We start from the raw sequence: 24,886 nt of genomic DNA on the forward strand, positions 1-24,886 counted from the left end.
AGGGTAATACAGTATAAACTGTAACTGTTCACCAACACCTCATCAATGGCTGCCTTTATTCATAATATTGCCACAATCGTGCCAGAACATTTTTATAAACAGGAATTTCTTCGCAATCGGATGAAGGAGTATATCGGAAACGGAAAAACCTCCCAGCGCATCATTCATCGTATCTATTCGAAATCCGGCATCAATAAACGCCATACCGTTATTAACGATTTTGACAAAAACGGCTCTGCACGATTCTTTTTTGAAAAAGATGGCTCCTTAAATACACCCTCTACAGGCACTCGTAATAAATATTACACCCAAAAAGCCAAAGAACTTTTTGTAGCAACCGCTCGCAAAACGATCCAACAAAGCAGCAGTATATCCAAAGAAGATATCACCCATGTGATTACCGTATCATGCACCGGTTTTTTTGCTCCAGAACCGGGCTTCGAAATTATCAAGAAACTTGACCTTTCTGCCTCTACCCAGCGCTTTCATCTTGGGTTCATGGGGTGTTTTGCCGCTTTCCCTGCAATGAAAATGGCAAAATCATTTGCTGAGTCTAATTCTAATGCCAACATATTGGTTGTATGTCTTGAGCTTTGCAGCATACATCTTCAAAATTCAACTTCACCAGACAACCTCATTTCCGCCTCCGTTTTTGGAGATGGTGCTGCGGGAATGTTAATCAATCATACAAAGCCGAAACAAAACGGCTACGAATTGAATCAGTTTTCCACTTCCATTGCAGATGGAAGTGAGCAAGATATGGCTTGGTCTATTGGTGATACAGGCTTTGATATGGTACTTTCGAGCTACGTTCCGGACATCATTGAATCAAACTTACCCCAAGCTCTTGCTCCCCTTTTGGCAAACTACCAGCTGAAACCCGAACAGATCAAACACTGGGCAATCCATCCCGGAGGTCGCGCAATCCTGGATAAAGTTGAACAAAGCTATTCACTGGATGAATCACAACTGGCATCTTCGCGTGCCACCCTGGCAGAGTACGGAAATATGAGTAGTGCTACTATTTTATTTGTATTAGATGATCTACTCAAACGGCCTGAAACCGAAAAAGATGAAACTGTGTTAGCAATGGCTTTTGGCCCGGGCCTCACCATGGAAAGCAGCTTATTAACTAAAATCACCCAACGCTAATGACGCTCTTCTTATCGAATCGAGATACCAAGAGTACAGAACGAATGGATGATCCCGGTTGTGACCTTTCAGAACTTGAAAACACTTATAGGCAATTTAGTACCATCAACAGCCTAATCTCTCAATGGTATCGAATCTATAAAAACGAAATTCGTCCTCTTTTAGATACTAACACCTCTAACGCCATACTTGATATCGGTTTTGGCGGGGGCGATATCCCCATAAAATTGGCCCAATGGGCAAAAGGCGATGGATTCGACCTTCATATAACGGCCATCGATCCGGATCCCAGAGCCGTTAATTATGTTCAGCAACTATCATACCCGTCAAATATCTCATTTTGGCAGTGTGAACTTTCAGAGCTTAAGCCCAAAGAAAATAAGTTTGATGTTGTCATCGCCAACCATCTCATTCATCACCTTAGCAAAAAGGAACTGCTCAAAATGTTGAAACGGGCAAAAGCATTAAGCATTCGAAAAGTAATTTTCAATGATATTCAGCGTAGTGACTGGGCCTATCTTTTTTTCAATCTCTTGGCACGCCCACTTTTCCGCAGCTCCTTTATTACTGAAGACGGTATAACTTCTATCAAAAGAAGTTATACGCTAAAAGAACTCCGCAATACTGTTCCTGATAAATGGCAGGTAACTTCCGTTTTTCCTTTTCGCCTAATATTGACCTTTGAGCATGAGTAAGTGTCCCCCGAAATACCAATTGGCAATCGTAGGAGCCGGAGCGGTAGGCCTATTCCTGGGTATCTGTCTTGAACAAGTAGGTATTTCCTGTGTGATATTGGAAAAAAGAGAAGAGGTTCGCAAAGGCTCGCGATCCCTGGGAATCCACCCGACATCACTGGAACTATTTGCCAAGCTGAACATTGCAGACAACTTCACCCAACAGGGTATCAAAATAACCAACGGACATGCTTTCTCTAATACCAAAAAATTAGGCACTCTTTCTTTCGAGCAATGTACTAAACCTTTCAACTTTATTTTAGCTCTACCACAAGAAAGGACTGAAAAAATCCTCCAGGATGAGCTTAATAAAAGGAATCCCAACATAATAAAACGGGGAGCAAAGGTATCATCAATTACACAAAATAAGCAACAGGCTATCGTCTCATTTCACTACCGGGGAAAACAGCAGAAAGTCAATGCCGACTATGTAATAGGATGTGATGGAAAAAACAGTATGGTACGGCAGCAGATGGACAGCTCTTTTGACGGACGATCCTATCCGGATACCTACATTATGGGAGACTTTGATGACAACACCGAATTTGGAACAGACGCCGCTATTTTTCTGTGTGATGAAGGATTAATTGAATCTTTTCCACTACCCAAACAAAAACGACGCTGGGTCATCAAAACTGACCAATATATTAAGAATCCAAACCGAGCGGATATTTTAGACCGTCTACAAAACCGAATTGCCCATTCATTAGCAGGAGCAACTCACAGCATGCTCAGTAGCTTTGGAGTTCAAAAATTAGTAGCCCACCCAATGGTTGACAATCGTATTATTCTCGTCGGTGATTCAGCGCATGTAGTGAGTCCTATAGGCGGCCAAGGGATGAATTTGGGCTGGCTTGGAGCATGGAAACTTGCAGAAAGCTTCCATCACATCTTCAATAAAGGCGAAAAAGCAGATGCTAACTTAAAAGATTTTGAAAATGAACATACCGTCACCACAAGAAATTGCATGCGAAGAGCAGAACTCAATATGCGACTGGGACGGCGTGTAGCATTTCCTTCTGCTCGAAACCTGGTTGTAAAAGCGATGCTTCAAAAACCGATATCCAAGCTTATGGCAAAACTTTTTACGATGCGGGGAATAGATCGGTGGATCATCTAAAAGGTAACTTCACAATTTTCTATTGCTTCGCTCTTGTTTTGGAATCGTTGCTAACCTTTATAATGAGAACGTCATTTTCTCATTGCCATATGTTTAGCGGCTGTTTCCTAAACTAATTTTATAAAAGCCTCTGCTAAAGCATTTATTGCTCAAAAGAGATGACAAAACTAGCCCCCCCCTCACGATTTATTTCCATGGATGCTTCCAATCTTCGAAGTAATACATCAATAAGCCAACTTCCAACCGACTCCGTATTACCGAGTGAAAAATCATCTTTCAGCCCCTCGCCATTATCGGCTACTTCCAATTGTACCATATTTTCATTTTGCACCAGATCGATCTGAATTTCTCCCGTAGCAACATCATCTTTAAATGCGTGCTTATATGCATTGACTAACAACTCATTCAGTAGCAACCCGCAACACATACCCCGCTCAGTATCCATCGATACCGACTCTGCCTTAATTCTCACAGCAATATCTTGTGAAGGGTTGGCCAGCATAGAAGATATTTTTTCGGTAAGACGCCCGATATATTCACCCAGATCTATTTCTTTCTTTAAATCATTATGATATAGCAGATCATGAATTTCGGCCATAGAATCGATACGAGCACAAGTTTTTTGAAGTACCTCCTTAGAAACTTCATCAACCTCAGGCATCTCCATCTCAATAAGAGCTGTTATCGTAAGTAGATTATTTTTAATGCGATGGCTCACTTCTGTTAGCATAATCTCTTTATCCTGAGCGCGTTGCTGTAAATTTTCTAGCTCTCGTGTACGTTCAATTGTATGTGCAACATGTTCAGAAAGTGCTTTAAACACAGGAATATCATCTTCAGAAAACCCTTTCTCTCCTTTTCTGTTGATAGCCTCCAGCACGCCTATCACCTTTCCATTTTTTCCAGAAAGAGGTACACAAATAATACTCTCTGTCGTAAAGTTATCTGAAAGCTCACCGCCGAAGATACCAGTTTCTTCAAGATTATTTGAAAAATAGGGTTGTTCATGTTCCAGCACCCAACCGGCCACCCCTTCATCTTGCGAAATACGTTTTCCCCGAACTTCATGGCGCACCGGTCCTGAAGGGATACTCACAACTAATTCTTGGGAATCTTCATCTAACAAAATTAGTGAACTTGCTTCAGAACTCATCACTTTTTTAATGATTTCCAAGCTTCTTTGTAAAACTCCCTTGAGTTCAACAGCCCTGTTCAGACTACTAAATTCTTCTAACAACATTTGAAGACTATCACCACTTATACTGCCCGGGTAAGCCTTATTGGCAGATGGCATAATATAACTATCTCTTTTAGATTTCTTTATTATAACCTACGTTACCATTTTTTTATCAAAACATAAACAGTACTATTTAATAATATACAAATTAAAAGCCCGGCCACAATGGCCGGGCTTTTAAGAAAAAAAAGAAACGAACTACTGATCTTAGTTATTCTTTTCTGCGCGATGGTATTCCCGCAATACGTAGTGAAGAATTCCTCCATTACGATAGTAATCAATTTCGACCGGTGTATCGATTCGACATTCCGTCTCGAAAGAGATCGTTTCTCCATTGGACTTTTTGGCATCTACTTTCACCTTATCCTGTGCTTTCAGATCATCAGACAAATGAATGGTAAACTCTTCTGATCCATCAAGTCCCAGGGTATCAGCAGATTCACCTTCCTTAAACTGCAAAGGTAACACCCCCATACCTACCAAATTAGATCGGTGGATACGTTCATAAGAAGTCGCGATTACCGCCTCAACACCTAACAAATCGGTACCTTTGGCAGCCCAATCTCGAGATGATCCCGTACCATACTGTTTACCGGCAAGGGCAACGAGTGGAGTATCGTCTTCTTTATATCGGGTGGCAGCATCGAAGATAGTAGTAATCTCATCTGCGGGGAAGTAGTTAGTGAAACCTCCCTCTTTACCCGGTGCCAACTGATTTTTAAAGCGTACGTTAGCGAAAGTTCCGCGAGTCATAACACGATCGTTACCGCGTCGAGAACCGTAAGAGTTAAAGTCTTCATACTTTACTCCATGATCTTTCAGGTATTCCCCAGCAGGACTGTCTTCTTTAATGTTACCAGCAGGTGAAATGTGATCAGTCGTAATTGAGTCTCCAACTTTAACAAGAGCCCGTGCATCTTCAATAGATGTAATCGGATCGGGTTCTTCTCCCATATCCATAAAGAATGGCGGCTCTTGAATATATGTAGATTCCTCTTTCCATTCGTAGAGTTCTCCACCATCTACAGGAATTTCATCCCACTCTTCGGATTCGAACACATCTCCATATTGCTCTTCGAAGAGCTCGGGGCGAATTGCATTGTCGAGGTGCTCAGCAATCTCATCTGCTGTAGGCCATATCTCTTTGAGATACACATCATTGCCTTCTTTGTCTTTACCGATCGGTTCGTTCTCCAGATCAATATCAACGGTACCGGCAAGGGCGTAAGCCACAACCAAAGGTGGAGAAGCCAGATAATTCGCTTTCACATATGGGTGAATACGACCTTCAAAGTTTCGGTTCCCGGAAAGAACACCAGCAACAATCAAGTCGCCTTCTTTAACGGCATCTTCAACGGGCTGTGGCAACGGACCGGAGTTTCCTATACAAGTAGTACACCCATATCCCACGAGGTTAAATCCAAGCTTGTCCATATAATCGGTGAGGCCGGCCTCTTCGAGGTATTCTGTTACTACCCGTGATCCCGGTGCCAAAGAAGTTTTCACATAAGGTGGAACTTTGAGACCTTTTTCCAATGCCTTCTTCGCAACAATACCGGCACCCAACATTACGCTTGGGTTTGATGTGTTGGTACAAGAGGTAATTGCAGCGATAACCACATCTCCGTGGGTCATCTCCATCTCCTGTCCATTCTTAAAGGTTCCTTTGTTAGCAAGCTTTTCTTGCTCCAAGTTGAAACCCATCGTGGGATCGTCGCTGGTAAGACTACTTTCAAAGGTAGACTTCATATTTGGAAGGGTGATACGATCATGCGGCAGCTTAGGTCCCGCAAGGGATGTTTCTACCGTACTCAAGTCCAGCTCAAGAGTGCTGGAAAATTCCGGATCGGGCGTACCTTCTGTACGATATAATCCCTGCTCCTTCATATAACGCTCTACAATCTCAACATGTTCAACATCACGACCGGTAGCACGCATATAACGCATTGCCTCTTCATCCATTGGGAAGAAGCCCATGGTAGCACCATATTCAGGAGACATATTTGCAATAGTAGCACGATCAGGCAGGCTCATGCTGCTCAAACCGTCACCATAGAACTCAACAAATTTACCTACAACGCCATGCTTTCGCAACATCTCTGTCACCGTTAAGGTAAGATCCGTCGCCGTAACACCTTCACGAAGTTGACCGGTCAGTTTCATACCCACTACTTTAGGAACCAACATGTGGATCGGCTGTCCCAGCATTGCAGCTTCTGCTTCAATACCGCCAACGCCCCAGCCCAAAATGCCGAGACCGTTAATCATCGTGGTATGTGAATCAGTTCCTACCAAAGTATCAGGATAGACGATAGTAGAACCATCCTCTTCTTCGCGGACAAATGCCCCTTTGGCCAAATACTCCAAGTTTACCTGATGCACAATTCCGCGCCCGGGAGGTACAACCCGGAAGTCATCAAACGCTTTTTGCCCCCACTTCAAAAACTCATAACGCTCACGATTACGTTCAAATTCTTTCTCCACATTATGCATAAAAGCATATTCCTGCCCGAACTCATCAACTTGTACCGAATGGTCAATAACAAGATCAACCGGCACCTTCGGGTTAATAGAAGTTGGAGGTCCGCCCATGCGATCCATCGCAGATCGTAATGCAGCTAAATCAACAACAGCAGGTACGCCAGTAAAATCTTGCAGTACCACACGTGAAGGTTTGAAAGGGATCTCTCCCTGCGGGTCTTTTGCATTATAGTTCGCTAAACTGTCAATATCGTCTTCGGTAAACGCATAACCGTCGTACTCTCTAAGTACTGCTTCGAGCAGTACCCGTATTGTAAATGGGAGCTTTTCCATTTTTCCATAGCCCATCTCTTCCAGCTTTTGCAAGCTGTACATATCGGCCTCACCGGATCCCGTGTCAAAGGGAATGCGTGTTTTTGCAAACTTATTTTCTTTGCTCATCTTTTTCTTCATTTCAAAATTAACACTCTACTTCTTAAGCACACTTTTTACGGTATCGCAAAGATACAACTTTTTTTTAAGAGTTTCTTTTCTTTAATAAAGATAACTTTTACTGCTCTATCTCACGATATGCCGGATTTCTATCTATAAGAAGCAGAGAATCCAGTAATAAAAATTTTAATATCTTCAGCATTGCAAATGGAAATAAATAAGCCTATTTTGCGGGACTTCACAGAAAAGCAATTTTAAACAATTTTTAACCGTGGACACGAATAGTTACAAGACCTACTCCGCTAAACCGAGTGATATCGAAAAGAAATGGGTTCTTGTTGATGCCGATGGGCATGCTCTCGGACGCGTTGCTTCTAAAGTAGCAACGTACCTGCGAGGTAAGCACAAGCCCGAGTTTACCCCTCATATGGATACCGGCGACAATGTTGTAGTCATCAATGCCAGCAAGGTAAAGCTGACAGGCAACAAGTTGAAGCAAAAGGAATATTTCCGGTATACCGGTTACCCCGGTGGTGAGCGTTTTACTTCGGCTGAAGAGTTGCTGGAACACAAGCCAGAGATTGTCATGGAAAAAGCCATCAAAGGCATGTTACCCAAAAACAAATTGGGTGACAAACTAATGACAAACCTGCGCGTTTATGCTGGTCCGGTACATGAACAAGAAGCACAACAACCAGAAAAAATCGAGCTTTAATAACGAATGGAACAGAAAAACTTCATCGGAAGAAGAAAGACTTCGACAGCGCGATTATATATCAAGCCAGGATCGGGAGAATTTATCGTAAACAAACGACCTCTGGAAGATTATATCGCAACTAAGGCACATCAGAATGTTGCTACCTTACCTCTTGAAGTAACTGAGTCTGAAGACCAGTTCGACATTAAGGTAACGGTACGCGGCGGTGGCATTACCGGACAATCCGGAGCCATTCAGCACGCGCTTGCTCGCGCTCTTGACGATCACAACGAAGAGTGGCATGATGTATTGAAAGCACATGACCTTCTTACTCGTGATGATCGTATGGTAGAACGCAAGAAGTATGGACAACCTGGTGCTCGTAAGAAATTCCAGTTCTCCAAGCGTTAATATACCGCGCGTTTTTACGCTTTCTTTTTTCCAACACACACAATTTAATCACACATATACAGCGACTCAGTGCGCCGAGTGTCTGCCCTTGGCAGATTAGCGCCGGGGACGACCTGTATAGAGGATTAACTCAAAAACAAATCTATACCTATGCCTAAAACACCAGATCTACAAGAACTATTGAAATCGGGCGCCCACTTCGGGCACCTTACTCGCCGATGGAATCCCAAAATGAAGGAATTTATCTTCATGGAGCGTAACGGGATTCACATTATTGACCTCAAAAAGACACAAAAGTTTTTCCAGGAAGCGCTGGATGAAGTCACTAAACTTGCACGCGCCGGAAAAACTATCCTTTTTGTAGGAACCAAGAAACAATCTCAAGACATTGTTAAAACCGAAGCTATTCGTTGCGGTATGCCTTATGCTACGCATCGTTGGCTTGGTGGAATGCTTACAAACTTCTCTACGGTCAAAAAGAGCATCTCTCGAATGGAAGAGATTGAGCGTATGAGCCAAGACGGTACTTTTGATGAGCTTACCAAGAAAGAGGCTCTTATGCTGGAACGTGAGCAAGAAAAACTTGAGCAAACCCTCGGTGGTATTGCCAACATGGGGCATATTCCCGGTGCTATTTTTGTCGTTGACACGATCAAAGAACATATTGCTGTTAACGAGGCTGTGAAGCTTAACATCCCTATTGTTGCTATGGTAGACACCAACAGTGATCCCGATATTCCGGATTACATTATTCCTTGCAATGATGACTCTGCCCGTACCATTCAATTGATAACTTCTAAAATTGCCGATGCTATTATTGAAGGAAATGCTGAGCGCGAATCTCATAGCGAAGAAGAGATGATGCAACAAGCAGCTCAGGATGCTAAAAAAGCGGAAGAGCAAGAAGTGAAGAAAAAGATTAAAGCTACCGGCAAGCGTCGCTCACGACGTAAAGACAAAAAGGATGATTCCTCTTCTGACGAAGAAGAATAACATCCAACCCGGTACAACAATAAATACAAAACGAACATTAAATAGCGTAACGCCAAAATGAGTATTTCTGCAAAAGACGTAAAAGAACTACGCGAACAAACAGGGGCTGGCATGATGGACTGTAAAAAAGCCCTTCAAGAAGCAGATGGCGACTTTGATGAAGCCACTGAAATTCTTCGTAAGAAAGGACAAAAGCTTTCTGAAAAACGAGCTGATCGCGAAGCCAACCAAGGCCTCGTTGTTAGCCGTGTAAGTGATGACGGTAGCAAAGCCGCTGCATTGGAAATTAACTGTGAAACTGACTTTGTTGCTCGTAATGATGATTTTCAGGAAGATGCGCAAAACTTCCTTGATATCGTTTTTGAAAACGAGATCAACTCAGTTGATGAACTTCTGGAGACAGAGGTTGATGGCCTTACAGTTGCTGATCAACTCAAAGATATGATCGGAAAAATTGGTGAAAAGATTAAGATCAACCGTGTTCTCTTTACCAATTCTGATGGCTATCTAATTTCCTACATCCACCCTGGCAACCAACTGGGAGTACTAGTAGAGTTTGAAGGTGAGATTTCTGACGACAGCATAGGTAAAGATGTGGCCATGCAGGTAGCTGCCATGAATCCGATTGCAGTAACACGCGACGACGTTGACAGCTCAATAGTAGAAAAAGAGCTTAAAATCGCTAAAGAGCAGCTGCTTGAAGAAGGCAAAACAGAAGAAATTGCTGAAAAAGCATCTAAAGGAAAGCTTCGACGCTTCTATGAAGAACGGGTACTGCTGGAACAAAAGTTTGTGAAAGACAACAGTCTTTCTGTTGAAGAGTATCTCAAACAAAATGATACTCCCCTCGTAAAATCCTTTCACAGGATTCAGCTTGGAGAAGACTCCTAAAACATTTGATTTTCAAAAAGGCTACCAATTTGGTAGCCTTTTTTTTATGCTTAAGGGATTATACAATTACAATAGCTAATCGGCACGTTAACTATTAATTCAACTTCCAACAGAAGAAAAGTGGCAAATAAATACAAGCGGGTTTTACTGAAGGTGAGCGGCGAAGCACTACTCGGTGAACAAGGTCATGGCATTGACGGAGATATCCTGACACAGTATTCCGAAGAAATTGAATCTATTCACGACGAAGGGTACGAAGTATCGGTCGTTGTAGGCGGCGGAAATATCTTTAGGGGCGTCAAAGGTGCTACCGAAGGCATGGATCGGGTACAGGGCGACTATATGGGTATGCTGGCAACAATGATTAACAGTATGGCCCTGCAAGATGCTCTCGAACGCATGGGAGTTCATACCCGGCTGATGTCTGCTATTCGAATGGAAGAAATTGCCGAACCTTATATCCGCAGACGTGCCATCCGACATCTCGAAAAAGGGCGCGTCGTTATTTTCGGTGCAGGAACAGGTAATCCCTACTTTACTACTGATACGGCAGCTTCTCTTCGGGCTATTGAAATAGAAGCAGATGTGATTCTTAAAGGAACTCGTGTTGATGGAATCTTTGATTCTGATCCGGAAAAGAACCCTGATGCAGAAAAATTCCATACTATTAGCGGTGAAGAAGTACTCAATCGTCGGCTTGACATCATGGATCTTACCGCCTTTACCCTATGTCGTGAAAATGAGACCCCAATCATTGTTTTTGATATGAACAAGGTCGGAAATCTTAAAAAAGTGTTAGCAGGTGATAATTCAGTAGGATCTGAAGTAGTTTGGGAAGATTCCTGAATTTCTTAAATTCTTTTTGACTGATATCAGTATAAAAAAGACTATTAATAACACACGAATATTATGATTCCTCCAGAACTACAGTCTATTATCAAATCTGCCGATCAGCAAATGGATCGTGCTGTAAAACATTATCGCAAAGAGCTTTCTCATATTCGTGCAGGTAAAGCACAACCCTCTATTTTAGACGGGATCAAAGTTGATTATTACGGATCGCAAACCCCTTTGAACCAGCTGGCTAATGTAAGTGCCCCCGAGGCACGGCTACTTACGGTACAGCCTTTCGACAAATCAGCACTTGAAGAGATTGAAAAAGCTATTATGTCTTCCGGTTTGGGGTTAAATCCTAATAATGATGGCAATATTATTCGTATTCCTCTTCCGATTTTATCTGAAGAACGCCGTAAGGAGTTGGTAAAACGGGTAAATGAACTCGCTGAAGAAGCACGTATTTCTATTCGAAATACTCGTCGCGATGCCAATGAAGAGATCGAAAAAACGGTGAAAAATGAATCTCTTCCCGAAGATTCTCTTTATGAGGCTGAAGAAGAGATTCAGAGTATTACCGATAATCATACTGAACAAGTTGGGGAGCTCTCAGATAAGAAGGAAGAAGAAATCATGACTGTTTAAATTCAGGAGCTCCATATTCAAACACTTAAGACTCAAATAATTATTGATCATTATTTGAGTCTTTTCATTTGATAGCTAATGCATGTATATATCCGAACTCGAATTACAGGGATTTAAGAGTTTTGCGAACAAAACCAATGTCTCATTTGATAAAGGGATAACGGCTATTGTTGGTCCCAATGGCTGTGGAAAATCTAATATTGTTGATGCCATGCGATGGGTGCTGGGTGAACAACGCCCTACCCTTCTTCGCTCATCAAGTATGGCGAATGTGATCTTTAACGGTACTGCCAAGAAAAACGCTCTTGGCATGGCTGAAGTGTCGCTCACTTTTGTTAATAACAAGGGGTTACTACCTACCGAGTATAATGAACTTACTATTAGTCGACGTCTCTACCGCTCTGGAGAGAGTGAATACCTGATTAACGGCACTACCTGTAGGCTCAAAGATATTACCGAACTCTTTATGGATACCGGCATGAGTTCTGATGCCTACTCCGTAATTGAGCTAAAGATGGTAGAGGAGATCCTCAATGATAAAAACAACGACCGGCGCCACCTGTTTGAAGAGGCTGCCGGTATTACCCGCTACAAAGAAAAGCGAAAAAAAACCTTTCGTAAACTCGATGAAACCGAAGAGGACCTTCAGCGTGTAGAAGATATTCTTGTTGAGGTACGAAAAAAAACAAAATCACTTGAAAAGCAGGCTGAAAAAGCCAAACAAGCCAAAAAATTCAAGAAAGAACTTGAACAGCTCGATAAAGCCCTCAACAAATACGAATATGTGCAAATTAAAGAGGAGCTAGAACCGCTTGAAGAACGTATTGATAATGCCGACAAAGAGAAGAAAGAGATTGTCTCTAAGGCAGATAAGCTTGAAAAAGAGATCGAATCGGCTCGCAGTGCCCTCAATGAAAAAGAACGCAAACAGTCAGAAGCGCAACGCCGGGTTAGCCAATTGCACTCCAAGATACGGGATACCGAGACCAACCTGCAGATAACGCACGAAAAGATCAGTAATGAGAAAGGGGTTATTGAGCAGTACACAAAAGATATTGAACAAGGTGAGAAAGATCTTGAAGATCTCCGCGAAGCTTTTGAAAGCAGTAAAAAGAAACTGGAAAACTTTGACGGAAGCCTTCAGAAGGCCGAGAAAAATCTTAGTGAATCTAAAAAACGATATTCTGAGATTCAGGAACAATACTCAGAAGAACGCGACTCACTGAAGAAACTGGACCGGGAGTTTAGTCAAGCAAACCAGGATCTCAATGACCTCCAGACCAAACGCATAAAGATAGAATCTCGTCTGGAAAACACAGAAGGTGATCTTATTCGGATCAGGGAAGAGATTGAAGAGCTGGAAGACGAAATAATGAACTACCGCGGTGAAACAAAGCTGCTTCGCGAAAAGCTGGAAAAGGCTGAACAGGAAACTGAGGAACAGCAAGAAAAACTGGAGCAGTCTCGAAAAAAACGCGAAGAACTAGGGGATAAACAGAACGAACTTAAAGACCAAATACGCAGTCACCAAAGCAACCTTGATTCCGTTGAATCTGAAATTGAGCTGCTCCGTGATATCGCCAGTTCTAATGAGGCTTTTCCTTCGAGTGTACAATTTCTGCTAGAAAACCACTCAGAGCAGTTTGAACTATTGGATGTTGTTTCAAACTTACTATCCACGGATGAGAAACACGCTATTGCGCTGGAATCCGTGCTTAGCGACGCGCTCAACTATGTAGTGGTGGACACACTCGATAATGCACGCCGAGCGGCTAAGATACTTAAAGAGAACGACAAAGGTCGGGCTACTTTTATTCCGTTAGACCAGCTATCAAATTCGTATAATACTATTAACGACTCACTAGCCAACAAAGTAGATTGTGATGATACGTTTTCGGGGCTCAAAGAACTTCTGCTCGGCAATGTAATGCTCTACGACTCGGTTAATCACGCTTATCAAGGGGTATCCAATAATGAAACGATCGGTGTTACTTTGGACGGCGAAGTGGTAACCGGCAAGCAGTTTTTACAGAGTGGAAGCAAAAGTAAAAATGCTGGTATTCGCGTTGGTCTTAAAGATAAGATTGCCAAACTGGAAGAAAGAGCTAACAAGATTAGCAGTACAATTGAGGAATCAAAATCTAAGCTTGAACAGGTACAAGAACAGTACCGCGGCATCGACCTCACTGCTATTGAAAAAAAGCTCAAAGAGAAAGAAAAGGCAGCCCGCCAAATCAGCAACAAGATTAACAGCTTTACCCAAAAAATTGAGATTTACGAAAAAAATATTGGAGAGCTGAAAAGTCGCCGAAAATCACTCATCAACAACGAAGACCAGTCGCAACAAGAGCTTGACCGGCTGCAACCCCGTCAAAAAGAACTTCAACAAAAGCTAAAAGACCTGCACGAGCAGCAAGAAGAAAAGAAAGAAATTCTGCAGCAGCTCGAAGAAGAACGCTCTATTGCCCAAGAACGCTTTAACGATGCCAAGCTAAAGCACCAAGATCTTAAGAATAAAGTCGAAAATCACGAACGTGATATAAAACGTGCTCAGAGTGGAATTAAAAACCTGAAGGAACGCCTCAAAATTCGTTCAGAGAAGACGAAAGAAGCCAAAGAACGCATTGAAAAATACAGTTCGGCTATTGAACAGGCTGAAGATAAGCTGAAAAAACTCAAAGAACAGAAACAGGAAGCCGATAAAAAGCTTGAAAATGCCGAAGAAGCGGCCGGCAAACAACGTGGTCGAATTAATGAAATAGAGAAAGAACTTAAAGAAGTACGCCGCCGTAAAGAGGTAAATATGGAGCTGGTGCACCACTTGGCTATGTCGAAAGAGAAGTACGAAATGCAGATTGAGAATCTTTCTGACCATATTTGGGAGACTTATGGCATACTGATGGATCAGGTTGATGAGAAGCTTCCAAAGGATACAGAGGCGGACGAAGCCAAAAAGCGTATATCTTGGCTTAAGCAAAAGCTCAATAAGATTGGCGAGGTTAACCCCTTGGCTATTGAAGAGTTTGAAGAAGAGAAAGAACGCCTGGATTTTTATGAGGAACAAGTGGCCGACCTCCAGCTGGCGGCAGAAGAACTTCGCGAAACAATTGCCCAGATCAATGAAACAGCGACTGAACGATTTAACGAAACTTTTGAGAAGATCCGGGTTAATTTCCAGAAAGTATTCCATACACTCTTTAATGACGATGACTATTGTGATCTCGTCATTGATCAGGAGGCCGAAGATCCGCTGGATGCGAGCATTGAAATAAAAGCAAATCCTAAGGGCAAACGTCCCTCTACTATTAACCAGCTTTCAGGGGGGGAAAAAACCTTAACCGCTATTGCCCTACTCTTTGCCATCTATCTTGTGAAGCCTTCACCATTCTGTGTTTTGGATGAGGTTGATGCACCGCTCGACGATGCCAATATCGAACGCTTTTCTGCGATGATTAAGCAGTTTAGTGAAGACACACAGTTTATCATCATTACCCACAACAAGAAAACGATGAGTAAGGCAGAGATGATGTATGGCGTAACGATGCCGGAAACGGGCGTCAGTCAGCTTGTGGGCGTAAAGTTAGATGAAGTTGCAGAAGTTTAGAGTGGTGAGACTTAAGATTTGACATAGAACAAAGATCGATTCTATTTAGAATTTTGTTTACTTGTCTCCCGTGATGTTTGACGCTAATCTCCGTATATTCAGTAGCTAAATTTAAGACAGCAACTACTATTACCTATGGGCCGCAAGACGTTCGATATTCCAGAAATTTACCAATCACCGATCATTCGCAAAGTTAAAGATGCCAACAAGGTGATGGACCCCCGCAAGAAGGACTTGGAGCCCAGCATATTAGACTTTGGTCCGGTACGTTTTCATGTGCCCCGCCATTTCGGTTTTTGCTACGGAGTAGAAAACGCAATAGATATTGCCTACAAAGCCGTTGCCGATAACCCGAATAAAGATATCTACTTGCTTAGCGAGATGATCCATAACCCTACGGTGAATGAAGACCTCCTGGATCGCGGCGTCAAATTCCTTTTTGAAACCGACGGAACAGAACTAATCCCCATTGAATCGCTGGATGAAGATGATCTCGTTATTGTACCGGCCTTTGGCACTACTCTGGAAATGCAGGCACGGTTAAAAGAACAAGGTATTGACCCCTACGAGTACAATACTACCTGCCCATTTGTAGAGAAAGTTTGGAAACGGGGCAAACAGCTGGGCAAAAAAGGCCATTCCTTAGTTATCCACGGCAAACATCGCCATGAAGAAACACGAGCGACCTTTTCTCACAATGCAGACCACTCTGAGTGTGTGGTTGTCTTAAACCCCGAAGAAGCCCAGATTCTAGCTGATATTCTTACGGGCGACCGTCCTAAATCTGACTTTGACGAACATTTCGGACATAAAAGCACCGAGGGTTTTGATCCCCACAACGATATGGAACATTTCGGGGTAATCAATCAAACCACGATGCTTGCCACAGAAACAGAAGAAGTGATGGAAATTCTTAAAACTGCCGCCATTGAAAAATATGGTGAGGCTGATATTCTCGATCACTTTGCCGACACTTCTGATACCCTTTGTTATGCTACAAACGAGAATCAATCGGCGACTCTAGCATTGGGCGAAACGAAGAGTGACCTGGCTATAGTAGTAGGCGGTTATAACTCCTCAAATACCATGCACCTAGTAGAAATTCTGGAACACTCTTTCCCGACCTACCATGTGCGTGACGCTGAAGAGTTCTCCTCTGCAGGTGAAATACAGCATTTTGATCAATGGGATAAAGAACTTAAAACTACCGAAGAATGGCTGCCCATGGATGAAGATCCTGTTGATATTGCTATTACTTCCGGGGCTTCTTGCCCGGATGTGCTGGTTGATGAAGTTATCTTAAAGATTCTCTCCTTTTTTGACGAAACGGCACAGGTAGAAGATATTATTGCCCCTTTCGAAGAAAAGCTGGAAGAAGTAGCTTAACTACGTTCCCCCATTAGTCCAGTACCATAAAATAAGCAATACTTCGCGGCTGAAATGAACGTATCTTAATATGATACTTATTTTCGGTCTGCTCGATTTTTGGTGTAATAAAACCAGATGAATCCTGCTTGATCTGCCTGTCTGTAATATAAGCTGTGAAAGGATTGATCTTTTGAACGTCATTATATTCTCCAATTGGCACACGGTACGTAACGGTAATGGATGAGGGGCTAAAACTTATACTGCGCCCCAGAGGTAGGTCTCGGGCAGAAACGTCCACTTCCATTTCTCCTTCTGTAAACTGAGATACCGTGCCATTAAATTCAACTTGCTGCCGAGATAAATTAACCAACTTACTCGCTTCTTTAAGTTGTACCGATCGCGACAAATCAGTTGAAACACCAGAGATATCTACTGAATCTGTGGGCCATGCTGTGATATCATCAAGCAGAGAACGAGCACCTGTAATAGTGATACTGTCCGGAGTAATTACTGGTTGCTCAATAAAATCATACTGCTTGTCAAAAGAAACGTTCACACGGGAAAGTACCGGCACCTTCTTAGAGGCGCTCTCTTCAAGTTCAACGGTAAGAACAAGAGGCTGAACTTTCTGTACGCTTATATCAGGTAGTGTATTCATGCGTTGCTGAACCTGATCGTAAACATTAACCTCTTCATTGGTCACATCCACATTAATAGACGGAGGGTTGTTGTACAGGTTAATAAGTTTCCATCCTTCTCCGGATACACTGACTGTGGCTTTATCGGGAAGGTCTTCGGCCAAGGCTTTATTTTCAGGGACCGCCCCAAGAGAGATTGGCAACTCGACATTAAGATTATAATCTCGACTTAAGTTGACCATCAGCCAAAAACAGAATGCAAGAATCAGTGCTACTGCAAATACCACAATGCGTTCACGCCCAATTTCCAGCTCCGCTTCTTCGTCAGACTTTTTAACAAAGTCCTCCCACCAGCCTGATAAAAATTTTTCTTTATATTCTTCGAATCTGGACATTACTAGATATTAGGGGTTCCTGCCAATATAATTCGAGGCTAAATCCATTGCAAGGGAGCTTTGAAAACCTTTAAGAACGCACCACAATTTCCTTTATGATTTTTTCATCTACTTTATCATTCAGCTTCTTTGCAATACTAAAGCGCTTCATATGTATCTCTTGTCGCCAAGCCGGATTCTTCACATGCACTATAAGATTGCCACGTTCAAAATGAACATTATCTGTTTGTTCAGCAATTTTTTCACCTACTGTTCGCTCCCACATCGACAAAATCATACCACGCTTTAATCTCTTGCGATGAGGATAGTCATCAAGAAAATCTTTCAACGCATCTTTAAGCGACTTTGGAGTATTTGAACGATAGCGTCCCACAGTAATATTTTTATATTAAGCGATTAATATTGCCGCTTTCAACTTTAAATTTACGATTTTTTTCTCCATCAAATTCAAGATAATCATCAAATGGAATAGGATTCGCAGCTGTTACAAAAGTCTGCCCGGCGTGCTCAATTAACGCATTTAGCAATACTTCCGTGCGTTGAGCATCCAGGTCTCCAAACACGTCATCCAGCAAAAAAATCGGGAGATCATCTAGTTCTTCCGAAAAATACAAAAGCTGGGCCAGTTTCAAAGCCAGTGCAAATAAACGATGCTGGCCTTGCGATCCATATTTACGCAGCTCAAAATCATCCAGATAAAAAACAATTTCGTCGCGATGCGGCCCCACCAGAGTGAGTTCCCGTTCTATTTCATGATCTTGCTCTTCTTCGAGCTTGGCCTTATAACGATTGTGGATCGTCTCTACATCTTCATCGGGCTCACAAAACGTTTGATACTCAAGATGCGGCTCATGGCGCATACCCGAAATTACTTCATACTCACGGGCAAGAAAATCCTGAAAATTATTGAGCACTTGGGTACGCTTGGCTACAATACGGGTACCATATTCCAACAGCTGAGCATTCCATGGCTCCAGATATGAAACAAGCACCTCCCTGCTTCCTCTAAACTGTTGCAACAACTTGTTGCGCTGCTTCCGGGCTTTACGAAAGTCAAGCAAATCCTGCAAATAAGCAGGAGAAATCTGGCTAATAAAAGAATCAATAAAAGAACGACGTTCGCTCGGACCCTCGCTTGTTAATTTCTTATCTCGCGGCGAAAGTACCACCACCGGTACCATACCGATAAGGTCAGAAAGCCTATCCAACGGACTTTCATTTACAAATATCTTTTTCCCTTCTCCCCGTGAATAGGAACATCCAACATCAAAACTGGAACGAATATTTCCCTCAAAATGCCCTTTAATCATAAAAAAAGTCGCATCCTGATTGACTACATACATATCGCTGCTGGAAACAAAACTGCGACTCATACACAAATAATGGATAGCATCAATGAGATTAGTTTTACCCGCACCATTTTGGCCGATTATCACATTCATGTGTGGAGCCCAATCTACGATCGTTTCTATATGATTTCGAAAATTTTGTAGCTTCAGGCTCGTTATTTGCATTCAAAAACCGGTAAGTACTTCAGTTCCAGGTGAATAAAAAAGGGAACAAGGTATGAGCAATGGTATTTCGTGCACTGCCCACCTAGCATTAAAATCCAAATGCATCGCCTCCTAAGAAGATTGCATTATCACCTAACTGTTCTTCGATACGTAACAGTTGGTTATATTTAGCAATTCGATCGGTACGGCTCATTGATCCCGTTTTAATTTGCCCGGCATTGGTCGCTACTGCCAAGTCGGCTATAGTAGTGTCTTCTGTTTCACCGGATCGGTGAGAAATTACTGCGGTATAATCGTTTTTGTGAGCCATCTCAATAGCATCGAGTGTTTCTGTGAGGGTACCTATCTGATTTACTTTAATGAGGATGGAATTGGCAACCCCCATCTTTATCCCTTTTGCCAGACGCTCTGTATTGGTAACAAAAAGATCATCTCCCACAAGTTGCACCTTATCACCAACAGCATCGGTAAGCTTTTTCCAGCCATCCCAGTCATTTTCGTCAAGTGCATCTTCAATAGATACAATCGGGTATTTATCTACCCAACTGCTCCAAAAATCGACCATCTCTTCGTTTGTACGCTCACTGCCATCGCTCCAACGGAATTCATACACCTCTTTTTCGGCGTTATAAAATTCAGCTGTTGCCGGATCCAGAGCAATTACGACTTCATCAGAGGGAGTGTATCCTGCTTTTTCTATCGCTTGTAAAATTACCTCAACCGCCTCTTCATTTGACTTTAGATTGGGAGCGAAACCACCTTCATCACCCACGGCTGTACTGTAGTTCTTACTACTCAAGACTTTTTTAAGGTGATGGAAAATTTCAGAACCCATACGTATCGCTTCAGAAAATGAGGCGGCTCCGCTAGGCATAATCATAAACTCCTGGAGATCCACATTGTTATCGGCATGCGAACCACCATTAATAATATTCATCATAGGCAATGGAAGCACTTTTGCGTTAACACCCCCGATATATCTCCAAAGAGGAAGGTTTAAAGCATTGGATGCAGCATCCGCAACAGCCAATGAAACGCCCAACATCGCATTGGCGCCAAGCTTACTTTTATTCTCAGTACCGTCAACTTCAATTAAGGTATTATCAATTTCTACTTGGTTAAAAGCTTCCAAGCCCCTCAGTTCACTAGCAATAATTGTATTTACATTTTCTACCGCTTGACTGACGCCCTTTCCTAAATAGGCATCGGAGTTAGAGTCCCGCAGTTCAACAGCCTCATACTCTCCTGTTGAAGCACCTGAGGGCACTGCTGCCCGCCCCATCATATCGTTCGTTAATACAACGTCAACTTCTACTGTTGGATTTCCACGTGAATCAATAATTTGGCGACCAATAACTTCGTCTATAAAGCTCATTTTTAAATATCTATTTGTTACTTGTAGAATTGTGGACTAAGGTACAAGGATTTTACCTATCGGTAAAGAGGGGATTAACAGATTATAAAACACTTATGGGAGAGAATAGAACAAGGGCACAAGATGTGTGGTGTGCTGATCATAAGTATACAACATCTTGCACCCTCAAATTGCAGTATTACCACATCCCGCCAATTGTAATTTTTATCTGTGGGGTTCCAAAATACTTCTGCGAAGGATTAAATGGATTACGTTCCCCATCTTTTTTTTCTATAGGAGTACCCGGAAATCCGTTTTGGGGCGCTCTATAACCATAAGGTTTATACGGTTCCATAATCTGCAGCCCCTGCTTGAAATAATAGAAAAAATACCCGAATTCTATTGTAGTCTGGCCTGCAAAGGTACTTCCGAGGTCGGCACCAATTTTAATCTCACCATTAAGTCCCCAATGCGTTTCTCCCTTTTTCCATCCAGTGAAAAAATCATTTACTCGCTCTGCCGGAGATAGGAACGTCCCCCCCCCCGGAGCTTGAATTGCGACGAAATCTCGGAACCCATTGTTATTACCATCTTGAACATAAGGATAAGTAAATGCCATAGCGGGACCCGCACCAACATTAACGAACAGACGGAAATTATCAGCAATTTTTTCTGGAAAAATACGATGTTTTATTCCAAACAAGAATGGAAACCCAAAAGCACGCTTATATTTATTCGGGATAATTTTATTACCAGTAAAAAAACTTTGAAATGTCTGTTCACTTGCATCTCGAATGCCCGTAATCCCCGATCGGAATGTAATTGCAGTAAATGGTCCTATATATCGCCCGTAATGGACTCCCAATCCGAAACCGAAATTATTGACAATCAGATCTAATCCATATTCATTACTCACCCCTTCGGAGAGTGGTGTTTGCGGGTTAGGAGCTTTAACAACGGGTGGCTCTTCCAGTTGAGCCTGCGCTTCATTTGCCGCCACCATAGTTAGGGATATCAGAAAAAATAATGTGATACCGGCCTTTAAAAGTTTAGAATCCATCATGGTTTAGTTGATCACAATTTACATTCATGCAATTAACAAAAGATATTAGTATAACAGTCATTTAAGACAAAAATTATATATCTCCTAATCTATTATAAAATAATATTAAAAAATGTTTTAAAATACTTGACTATGGCTGAATAAAAACTTTTATTCAGGCTCTTTACAATCTAAGTAATTATCCAATCGAAGTTAACACATTATGGCAACTGTAAGCAAGTATCTTGTTTATGGTCCGGCAGATACTTTAAGACGCATGCCGAACCAACTATTTGATAGAATTGAACCGAAATACTTGTACAATTACAAATCTTCGGACACCAACGACGAGGTTCATGTTGCGGTTTATGAAGAATATGAAAAACAGATAAACGCAAGTGTAACCCTTACCTGCATTATTGAATTTACCGGTAAGCAAAGCCGGTTTGAGCTGAAGAAAACCGGCGGTCGCATGGGATTCCGAGGCAGTTCTCTTGATGAAGAAAAGCGAACTATTGATGATGAAGTTATCGAATTCATACTTGATTTCGGTAAACGATTCGGACTCACCGTTCAACAAGAAAAAGAGCAAGCTCCTCAAAAAGGCGAGTAATAACCCCTTAAACTGTTGCCATGAGCTCCAAGGTCGAGGAATGGACGGTCCTTTCCATGTTGGAATGGGCTACTGACTTTTTTAAAGAAAAAGACATTCCCGACCCACGGCACAGCATAGAGTGGCTACTGGCCGATACCCTGGATATTAAGCGGCTAGACTTATACCTGAAGTACGACCGCCCCCTCTCTCCCCAAGAACTCAATACACTTCGGCCGATGGTAAAACGTCGGGCTAAGCATGAGCCCCTACAATATATCATTGGGTTCACCGATTTTATGCATGCAAAAATATCGGTTGATAAACGTGTACTTATTCCACGGCTCGAAACGGAACAACTTGTAGAAATTCTCCTTGATAACCACGAAGAGGATGAGCCTAAAAATGTTATTGACTTAGGCACCGGTTCTGGCTGTATCCCCATTGCTCTTAAAATGGAGCGCCCCCAATGGACCGTTTCCGGCATTGATATTTCTGAAGATGCTCTCGAGTTGGCCCGGGAAAATGCTAAACAAAACGAGGTCACTGTTTCTTTTACTAAAGCTGATATACTTTCTTCTGAAAGCATATCTGATAAACAACCTTTCGATATCATCGTTTCTAACCCTCCCTATATTACCCCTGGTGAGGAAGAACTGCTTGAGCCCCAAGTCAAAGAGTACGAACCCCATGAGGCACTCTTCTTTGATAAAATAGATCATATGTACGGCACTATTATCGATTATGCCGCTAAAAACCTTACCAAGCATGGTGCACTCTACCTGGAACTGCACGAGAGCTATGCCGACAAAATACAGGGCCTTTTTGATGATGCAATATGGGATGCCACGATTCATCACGACTACGATAAAAAACCACGATTTATCGTAGCATTTCTTAAATAAACCTCTTTTTATAAAAATTTCGTAGTTCACTATTAGTTAATTTTACCCACCCTGAAGCAATCAACATTTCGATGTGGATAACTTGTTGAAAACTTTTTTCATAGTCGCCTCACTGTATTAATCACAGGTGAAATCTATGTTAGCGCAGTATTATGTACTGTCAAGTCCTATTTGATAGAAATGTGTAAAAAATACTAAGTCGTTGTGCATCATGCACTTACAATGTTTAGAGCATTGTGGATAACTTTTTACTATGGGCGAAATATTTTTTTGACATCTGCCGCTGAAATTATCATCTTCATTTCACGCCAAATGAGGTCAGTACACAAAACGTGTGGATAACTATAAGAGTCCAAGTGTTTTAATTATTAATCTTTAGAGGAGGTTACGGGACGTTGAATACAATTTCTGCCGATACTGCGTGGGAGCAGTGCCTAGAAATTATCAGGGATAACATCAGTTACCAAAAGTACAAATCTTGGTTCGAACCTATTGATCCGGTAAAACTTGACAATGGTACACTCACAATTGAGGTACCCAGTCAATTTTGGTACGAATGGCTTGAAGAACATTATTATGGGATGTTACGCTCAACACTTGCAAAAGTATTGGGCGAAGAGGGAAAGCTTGAATACTCCGTTCTTTTAGAAAAGTCTGAGGATGAGAGTAAAAACAAGTCGGTACGGTTACCGCAACAACCGATGCCACCAGACAGCAACCAACAACAAGATGTGAAAGGATATTCTGAGTACAGCCCGGGTAAAATTGAGAATCCGTTTGTAATACCGGGTATTCAAAAAACGAAAATCGATTCCAACCTTAACTCCAGCTATGTCTTCGATCGATATATTGAAGGAGACTGTAACCGCCTGGCACGCTCGGCGGCAATGGCTATTGCTGAAAATCCGGGAAGCAACTCTTTCAACCCTTTCTTTATTTATGGGGGTACCGGCCTTGGAAAAACACACCTGATACAAAGTATCGGGAACAGAGTAAAAAAAGAACACGGCGATGATATAGCCGTTTTATATATATCTTCTGAAAGCTTTACGAATGAATTCGTACAGGCCATACGAAACAACCGGGCCAGCGAATTCACCATGTTCTATCGCCAGATCGATGTTCTAATTGTTGATGATATCCAGTTCTTTAGCGGCAAAGAGAAAACGCAAGAAGAATTTTTTCACATTTTCAATGCTCTGCACCAAGATGGTAAACAGATAATCTTGAGCAGTGATCGCGCACCGCGCGAGATTCCTGATATTGAAGAACGGTTGATCTCTCGCTTTAGCTGGGGACTGAGTGCCGATCTGCAGATTCCGGAATATGAAACACGGTATGCTATATTGGAGCGGAAAGCCAACGACAACGGCATAGAGCTGCAGCACGATGTGCTCGAATTTATCGCCCACAACTTTAAATCTAACGTGCGCGACCTTGAGGGAGCCATTATTAAGCTTCTCGCTTTTGCTTCGCTACAGCATGTGGATGAGATTGAGCCACAAATGGCCAAGCGCGTGCTCAAAGATATGATACAGGAATCACACACCTCTATCTCTATAGAGCAGATTCAAAATTACGTCTGCGAATACTTTGGTATCGATACCAACAAGGTTCGTGAAAAGACGCGAAAGCAGGAAATTGTGGAAGCACGCCAGATTGCAATGTACCTGGCCAAACAGTTTACCGATTCCAGTCTCAAAACAATTGGGCTTCACTTTGGAGGACGCGATCACTCGACGGTCATCCATGCCATCTCAACGGTAGAAGAACGCATGCAGACCACGGCCAAACACAAACGTATTGTTGATGAACTGCACCAAAAAATTGAAGTTTCTACACTCTAA

General features: G+C 42.3%; 21 protein-coding genes. 14 read left to right on the forward strand and 7 right to left on the reverse strand.

Features of this window, described 5'->3' with window-relative positions:
* Positions 1-45 precede the first annotated feature (45 nt).
* From FCN14_RS12975 to FCN14_RS12985, 3 genes are read left to right on the forward strand one after another with little or no spacing between them, the layout of a single operon-like run.
* Positions 46-1,152, forward strand: a complete 1,107-nt coding sequence (locus FCN14_RS12975; RefSeq protein WP_138431721.1) for a type III polyketide synthase — start codon at positions 46-48, stop codon at positions 1,150-1,152.
* The gene (locus FCN14_RS12980; protein WP_138431722.1) at positions 1,152-1,847 is read left to right on the forward strand and encodes a methyltransferase domain-containing protein; all 696 of its coding nucleotides are present in this window, start codon (positions 1,152-1,154) and stop codon (positions 1,845-1,847) included. The genes FCN14_RS12975 and FCN14_RS12980 overlap by 1 nt, the downstream gene beginning before the upstream one ends.
* Positions 1,840-3,006, forward strand: coding sequence for an FAD-dependent oxidoreductase (locus tag FCN14_RS12985; RefSeq protein ID WP_138431723.1), 1,167 nt, complete (start codon positions 1,840-1,842; stop codon positions 3,004-3,006). The genes FCN14_RS12980 and FCN14_RS12985 overlap by 8 nt, the downstream gene beginning before the upstream one ends.
* Positions 3,007-3,148: 142 nt before the next feature.
* Here FCN14_RS12985 and FCN14_RS12990 read toward each other — a convergent pair whose 3' ends face one another.
* Entirely contained in the window at positions 3,149-4,300 is a 1,152-nt protein-coding gene (locus FCN14_RS12990) for a histidine kinase dimerization/phosphoacceptor domain -containing protein (protein ID WP_138431724.1), read from the reverse strand.
* Positions 4,301-4,450: 150 nt separating this feature from the next.
* Positions 4,451-7,177, reverse strand: coding sequence for an aconitate hydratase AcnA (gene acnA / locus FCN14_RS12995; protein ID WP_246043173.1), 2,727 nt, complete (start codon positions 7,175-7,177; stop codon positions 4,451-4,453).
* Between the two features lie 250 nt (positions 7,178-7,427).
* Here acnA and rplM point away from each other — a divergent pair, with 250 nt between their 5' ends.
* The 8 genes from rplM to FCN14_RS13035 all read left to right on the forward strand — a co-directional run bounded on the left by rplM (position 7,428) and on the right by FCN14_RS13035 (position 16,617).
* Complete coding sequence (gene rplM / locus FCN14_RS13000) at positions 7,428-7,871, forward strand: 50S ribosomal protein L13 (RefSeq protein WP_138431726.1); 444 nt, start codon at positions 7,428-7,430, stop codon at positions 7,869-7,871.
* A gap of 6 nt (positions 7,872-7,877) precedes the next feature.
* Positions 7,878-8,264 carry a 30S ribosomal protein S9 gene (rpsI, locus tag FCN14_RS13005; RefSeq protein WP_138431727.1) on the forward strand — a complete coding sequence of 129 codons (387 nt, stop codon included), beginning with the start codon at positions 7,878-7,880 and terminating at the stop codon, positions 8,262-8,264.
* A gap of 150 nt (positions 8,265-8,414) precedes the next feature.
* Positions 8,415-9,257, forward strand: coding sequence for a 30S ribosomal protein S2 (rpsB, locus tag FCN14_RS13010; RefSeq protein ID WP_138431728.1), 843 nt, complete (start codon positions 8,415-8,417; stop codon positions 9,255-9,257).
* Positions 9,258-9,314: 57 nt separating this feature from the next.
* A complete protein-coding gene (gene tsf, locus FCN14_RS13015) occupies positions 9,315-10,148 on the forward strand; it encodes a translation elongation factor Ts (protein WP_138431729.1) in 834 nt (277 codons plus the stop codon).
* Between the two features lie 120 nt (positions 10,149-10,268).
* Positions 10,269-10,994, forward strand: coding sequence for a UMP kinase (gene pyrH, locus FCN14_RS13020; RefSeq protein ID WP_138431730.1), 726 nt, complete (start codon positions 10,269-10,271; stop codon positions 10,992-10,994).
* Positions 10,995-11,057: 63 nt separating this feature from the next.
* Positions 11,058-11,627 carry a ribosome recycling factor gene (gene frr / locus FCN14_RS13025; protein ID WP_138431731.1) on the forward strand — a complete coding sequence of 190 codons (570 nt, stop codon included), beginning with the start codon at positions 11,058-11,060 and terminating at the stop codon, positions 11,625-11,627.
* An 82-nt stretch (positions 11,628-11,709) separates the two neighbouring features.
* A complete protein-coding gene (gene smc / locus FCN14_RS13030) occupies positions 11,710-15,231 on the forward strand; it encodes a chromosome segregation protein SMC (RefSeq protein WP_138431732.1) in 3,522 nt (1,173 codons plus the stop codon).
* A gap of 135 nt (positions 15,232-15,366) precedes the next feature.
* The gene (locus tag FCN14_RS13035; RefSeq protein ID WP_171032927.1) at positions 15,367-16,617 is read left to right on the forward strand and encodes a 4-hydroxy-3-methylbut-2-enyl diphosphate reductase; all 1,251 of its coding nucleotides are present in this window, start codon (positions 15,367-15,369) and stop codon (positions 16,615-16,617) included.
* A gap of 13 nt (positions 16,618-16,630) precedes the next feature.
* Here FCN14_RS13035 and FCN14_RS13040 read toward each other — a convergent pair whose 3' ends face one another.
* The 5 genes from FCN14_RS13040 to FCN14_RS13060 all read right to left on the reverse strand — a co-directional run bounded on the left by FCN14_RS13040 (position 16,631) and on the right by FCN14_RS13060 (position 21,563).
* Positions 16,631-17,632, reverse strand: coding sequence for a CdaR family protein (locus FCN14_RS13040; RefSeq protein WP_138431733.1), 1,002 nt, complete (start codon positions 17,630-17,632; stop codon positions 16,631-16,633).
* Between the two features lie 70 nt (positions 17,633-17,702).
* Positions 17,703-18,005, reverse strand: a complete 303-nt coding sequence (locus FCN14_RS13045; RefSeq protein ID WP_171032928.1) for a DciA family protein — start codon at positions 18,003-18,005, stop codon at positions 17,703-17,705.
* A gap of 10 nt (positions 18,006-18,015) precedes the next feature.
* Positions 18,016-19,146, reverse strand: coding sequence for a DNA replication/repair protein RecF (gene recF / locus FCN14_RS13050; RefSeq protein ID WP_138431735.1), 1,131 nt, complete (start codon positions 19,144-19,146; stop codon positions 18,016-18,018).
* Between the two features lie 88 nt (positions 19,147-19,234).
* The gene (gene eno, locus FCN14_RS13055) at positions 19,235-20,521 is read right to left on the reverse strand and encodes a phosphopyruvate hydratase (RefSeq protein WP_138431736.1); all 1,287 of its coding nucleotides are present in this window, start codon (positions 20,519-20,521) and stop codon (positions 19,235-19,237) included.
* 178 nt (positions 20,522-20,699) lie between these two features.
* Entirely contained in the window at positions 20,700-21,563 is an 864-nt protein-coding gene (locus tag FCN14_RS13060; protein WP_138431737.1) for a hypothetical protein, read from the reverse strand.
* 202 nt (positions 21,564-21,765) lie between these two features.
* Between FCN14_RS13060 and FCN14_RS13065 the strand changes: the two genes are divergently transcribed.
* The 3 genes from FCN14_RS13065 (at position 21,766) to dnaA (ending at position 24,886) form a co-directional block, all read left to right on the forward strand.
* Complete coding sequence (locus FCN14_RS13065; protein WP_138431738.1) at positions 21,766-22,155, forward strand: hypothetical protein; 390 nt, start codon at positions 21,766-21,768, stop codon at positions 22,153-22,155.
* A 20-nt stretch (positions 22,156-22,175) separates the two neighbouring features.
* Positions 22,176-23,039, forward strand: coding sequence for a peptide chain release factor N(5)-glutamine methyltransferase (prmC, locus tag FCN14_RS13070; RefSeq protein WP_138431739.1), 864 nt, complete (start codon positions 22,176-22,178; stop codon positions 23,037-23,039).
* 395 nt (positions 23,040-23,434) lie between these two features.
* Positions 23,435-24,886 carry a chromosomal replication initiator protein DnaA gene (dnaA, locus tag FCN14_RS13075; protein ID WP_138431740.1) on the forward strand — a complete coding sequence of 484 codons (1,452 nt, stop codon included), beginning with the start codon at positions 23,435-23,437 and terminating at the stop codon, positions 24,884-24,886.

Origin of the sequence: Fodinibius saliphilus (assembly GCF_005869845.1) — a bacterium.
GTDB classification, from domain to species: domain Bacteria; phylum Bacteroidota; class Rhodothermia; order Balneolales; family Balneolaceae; genus Fodinibius; species Fodinibius saliphilus.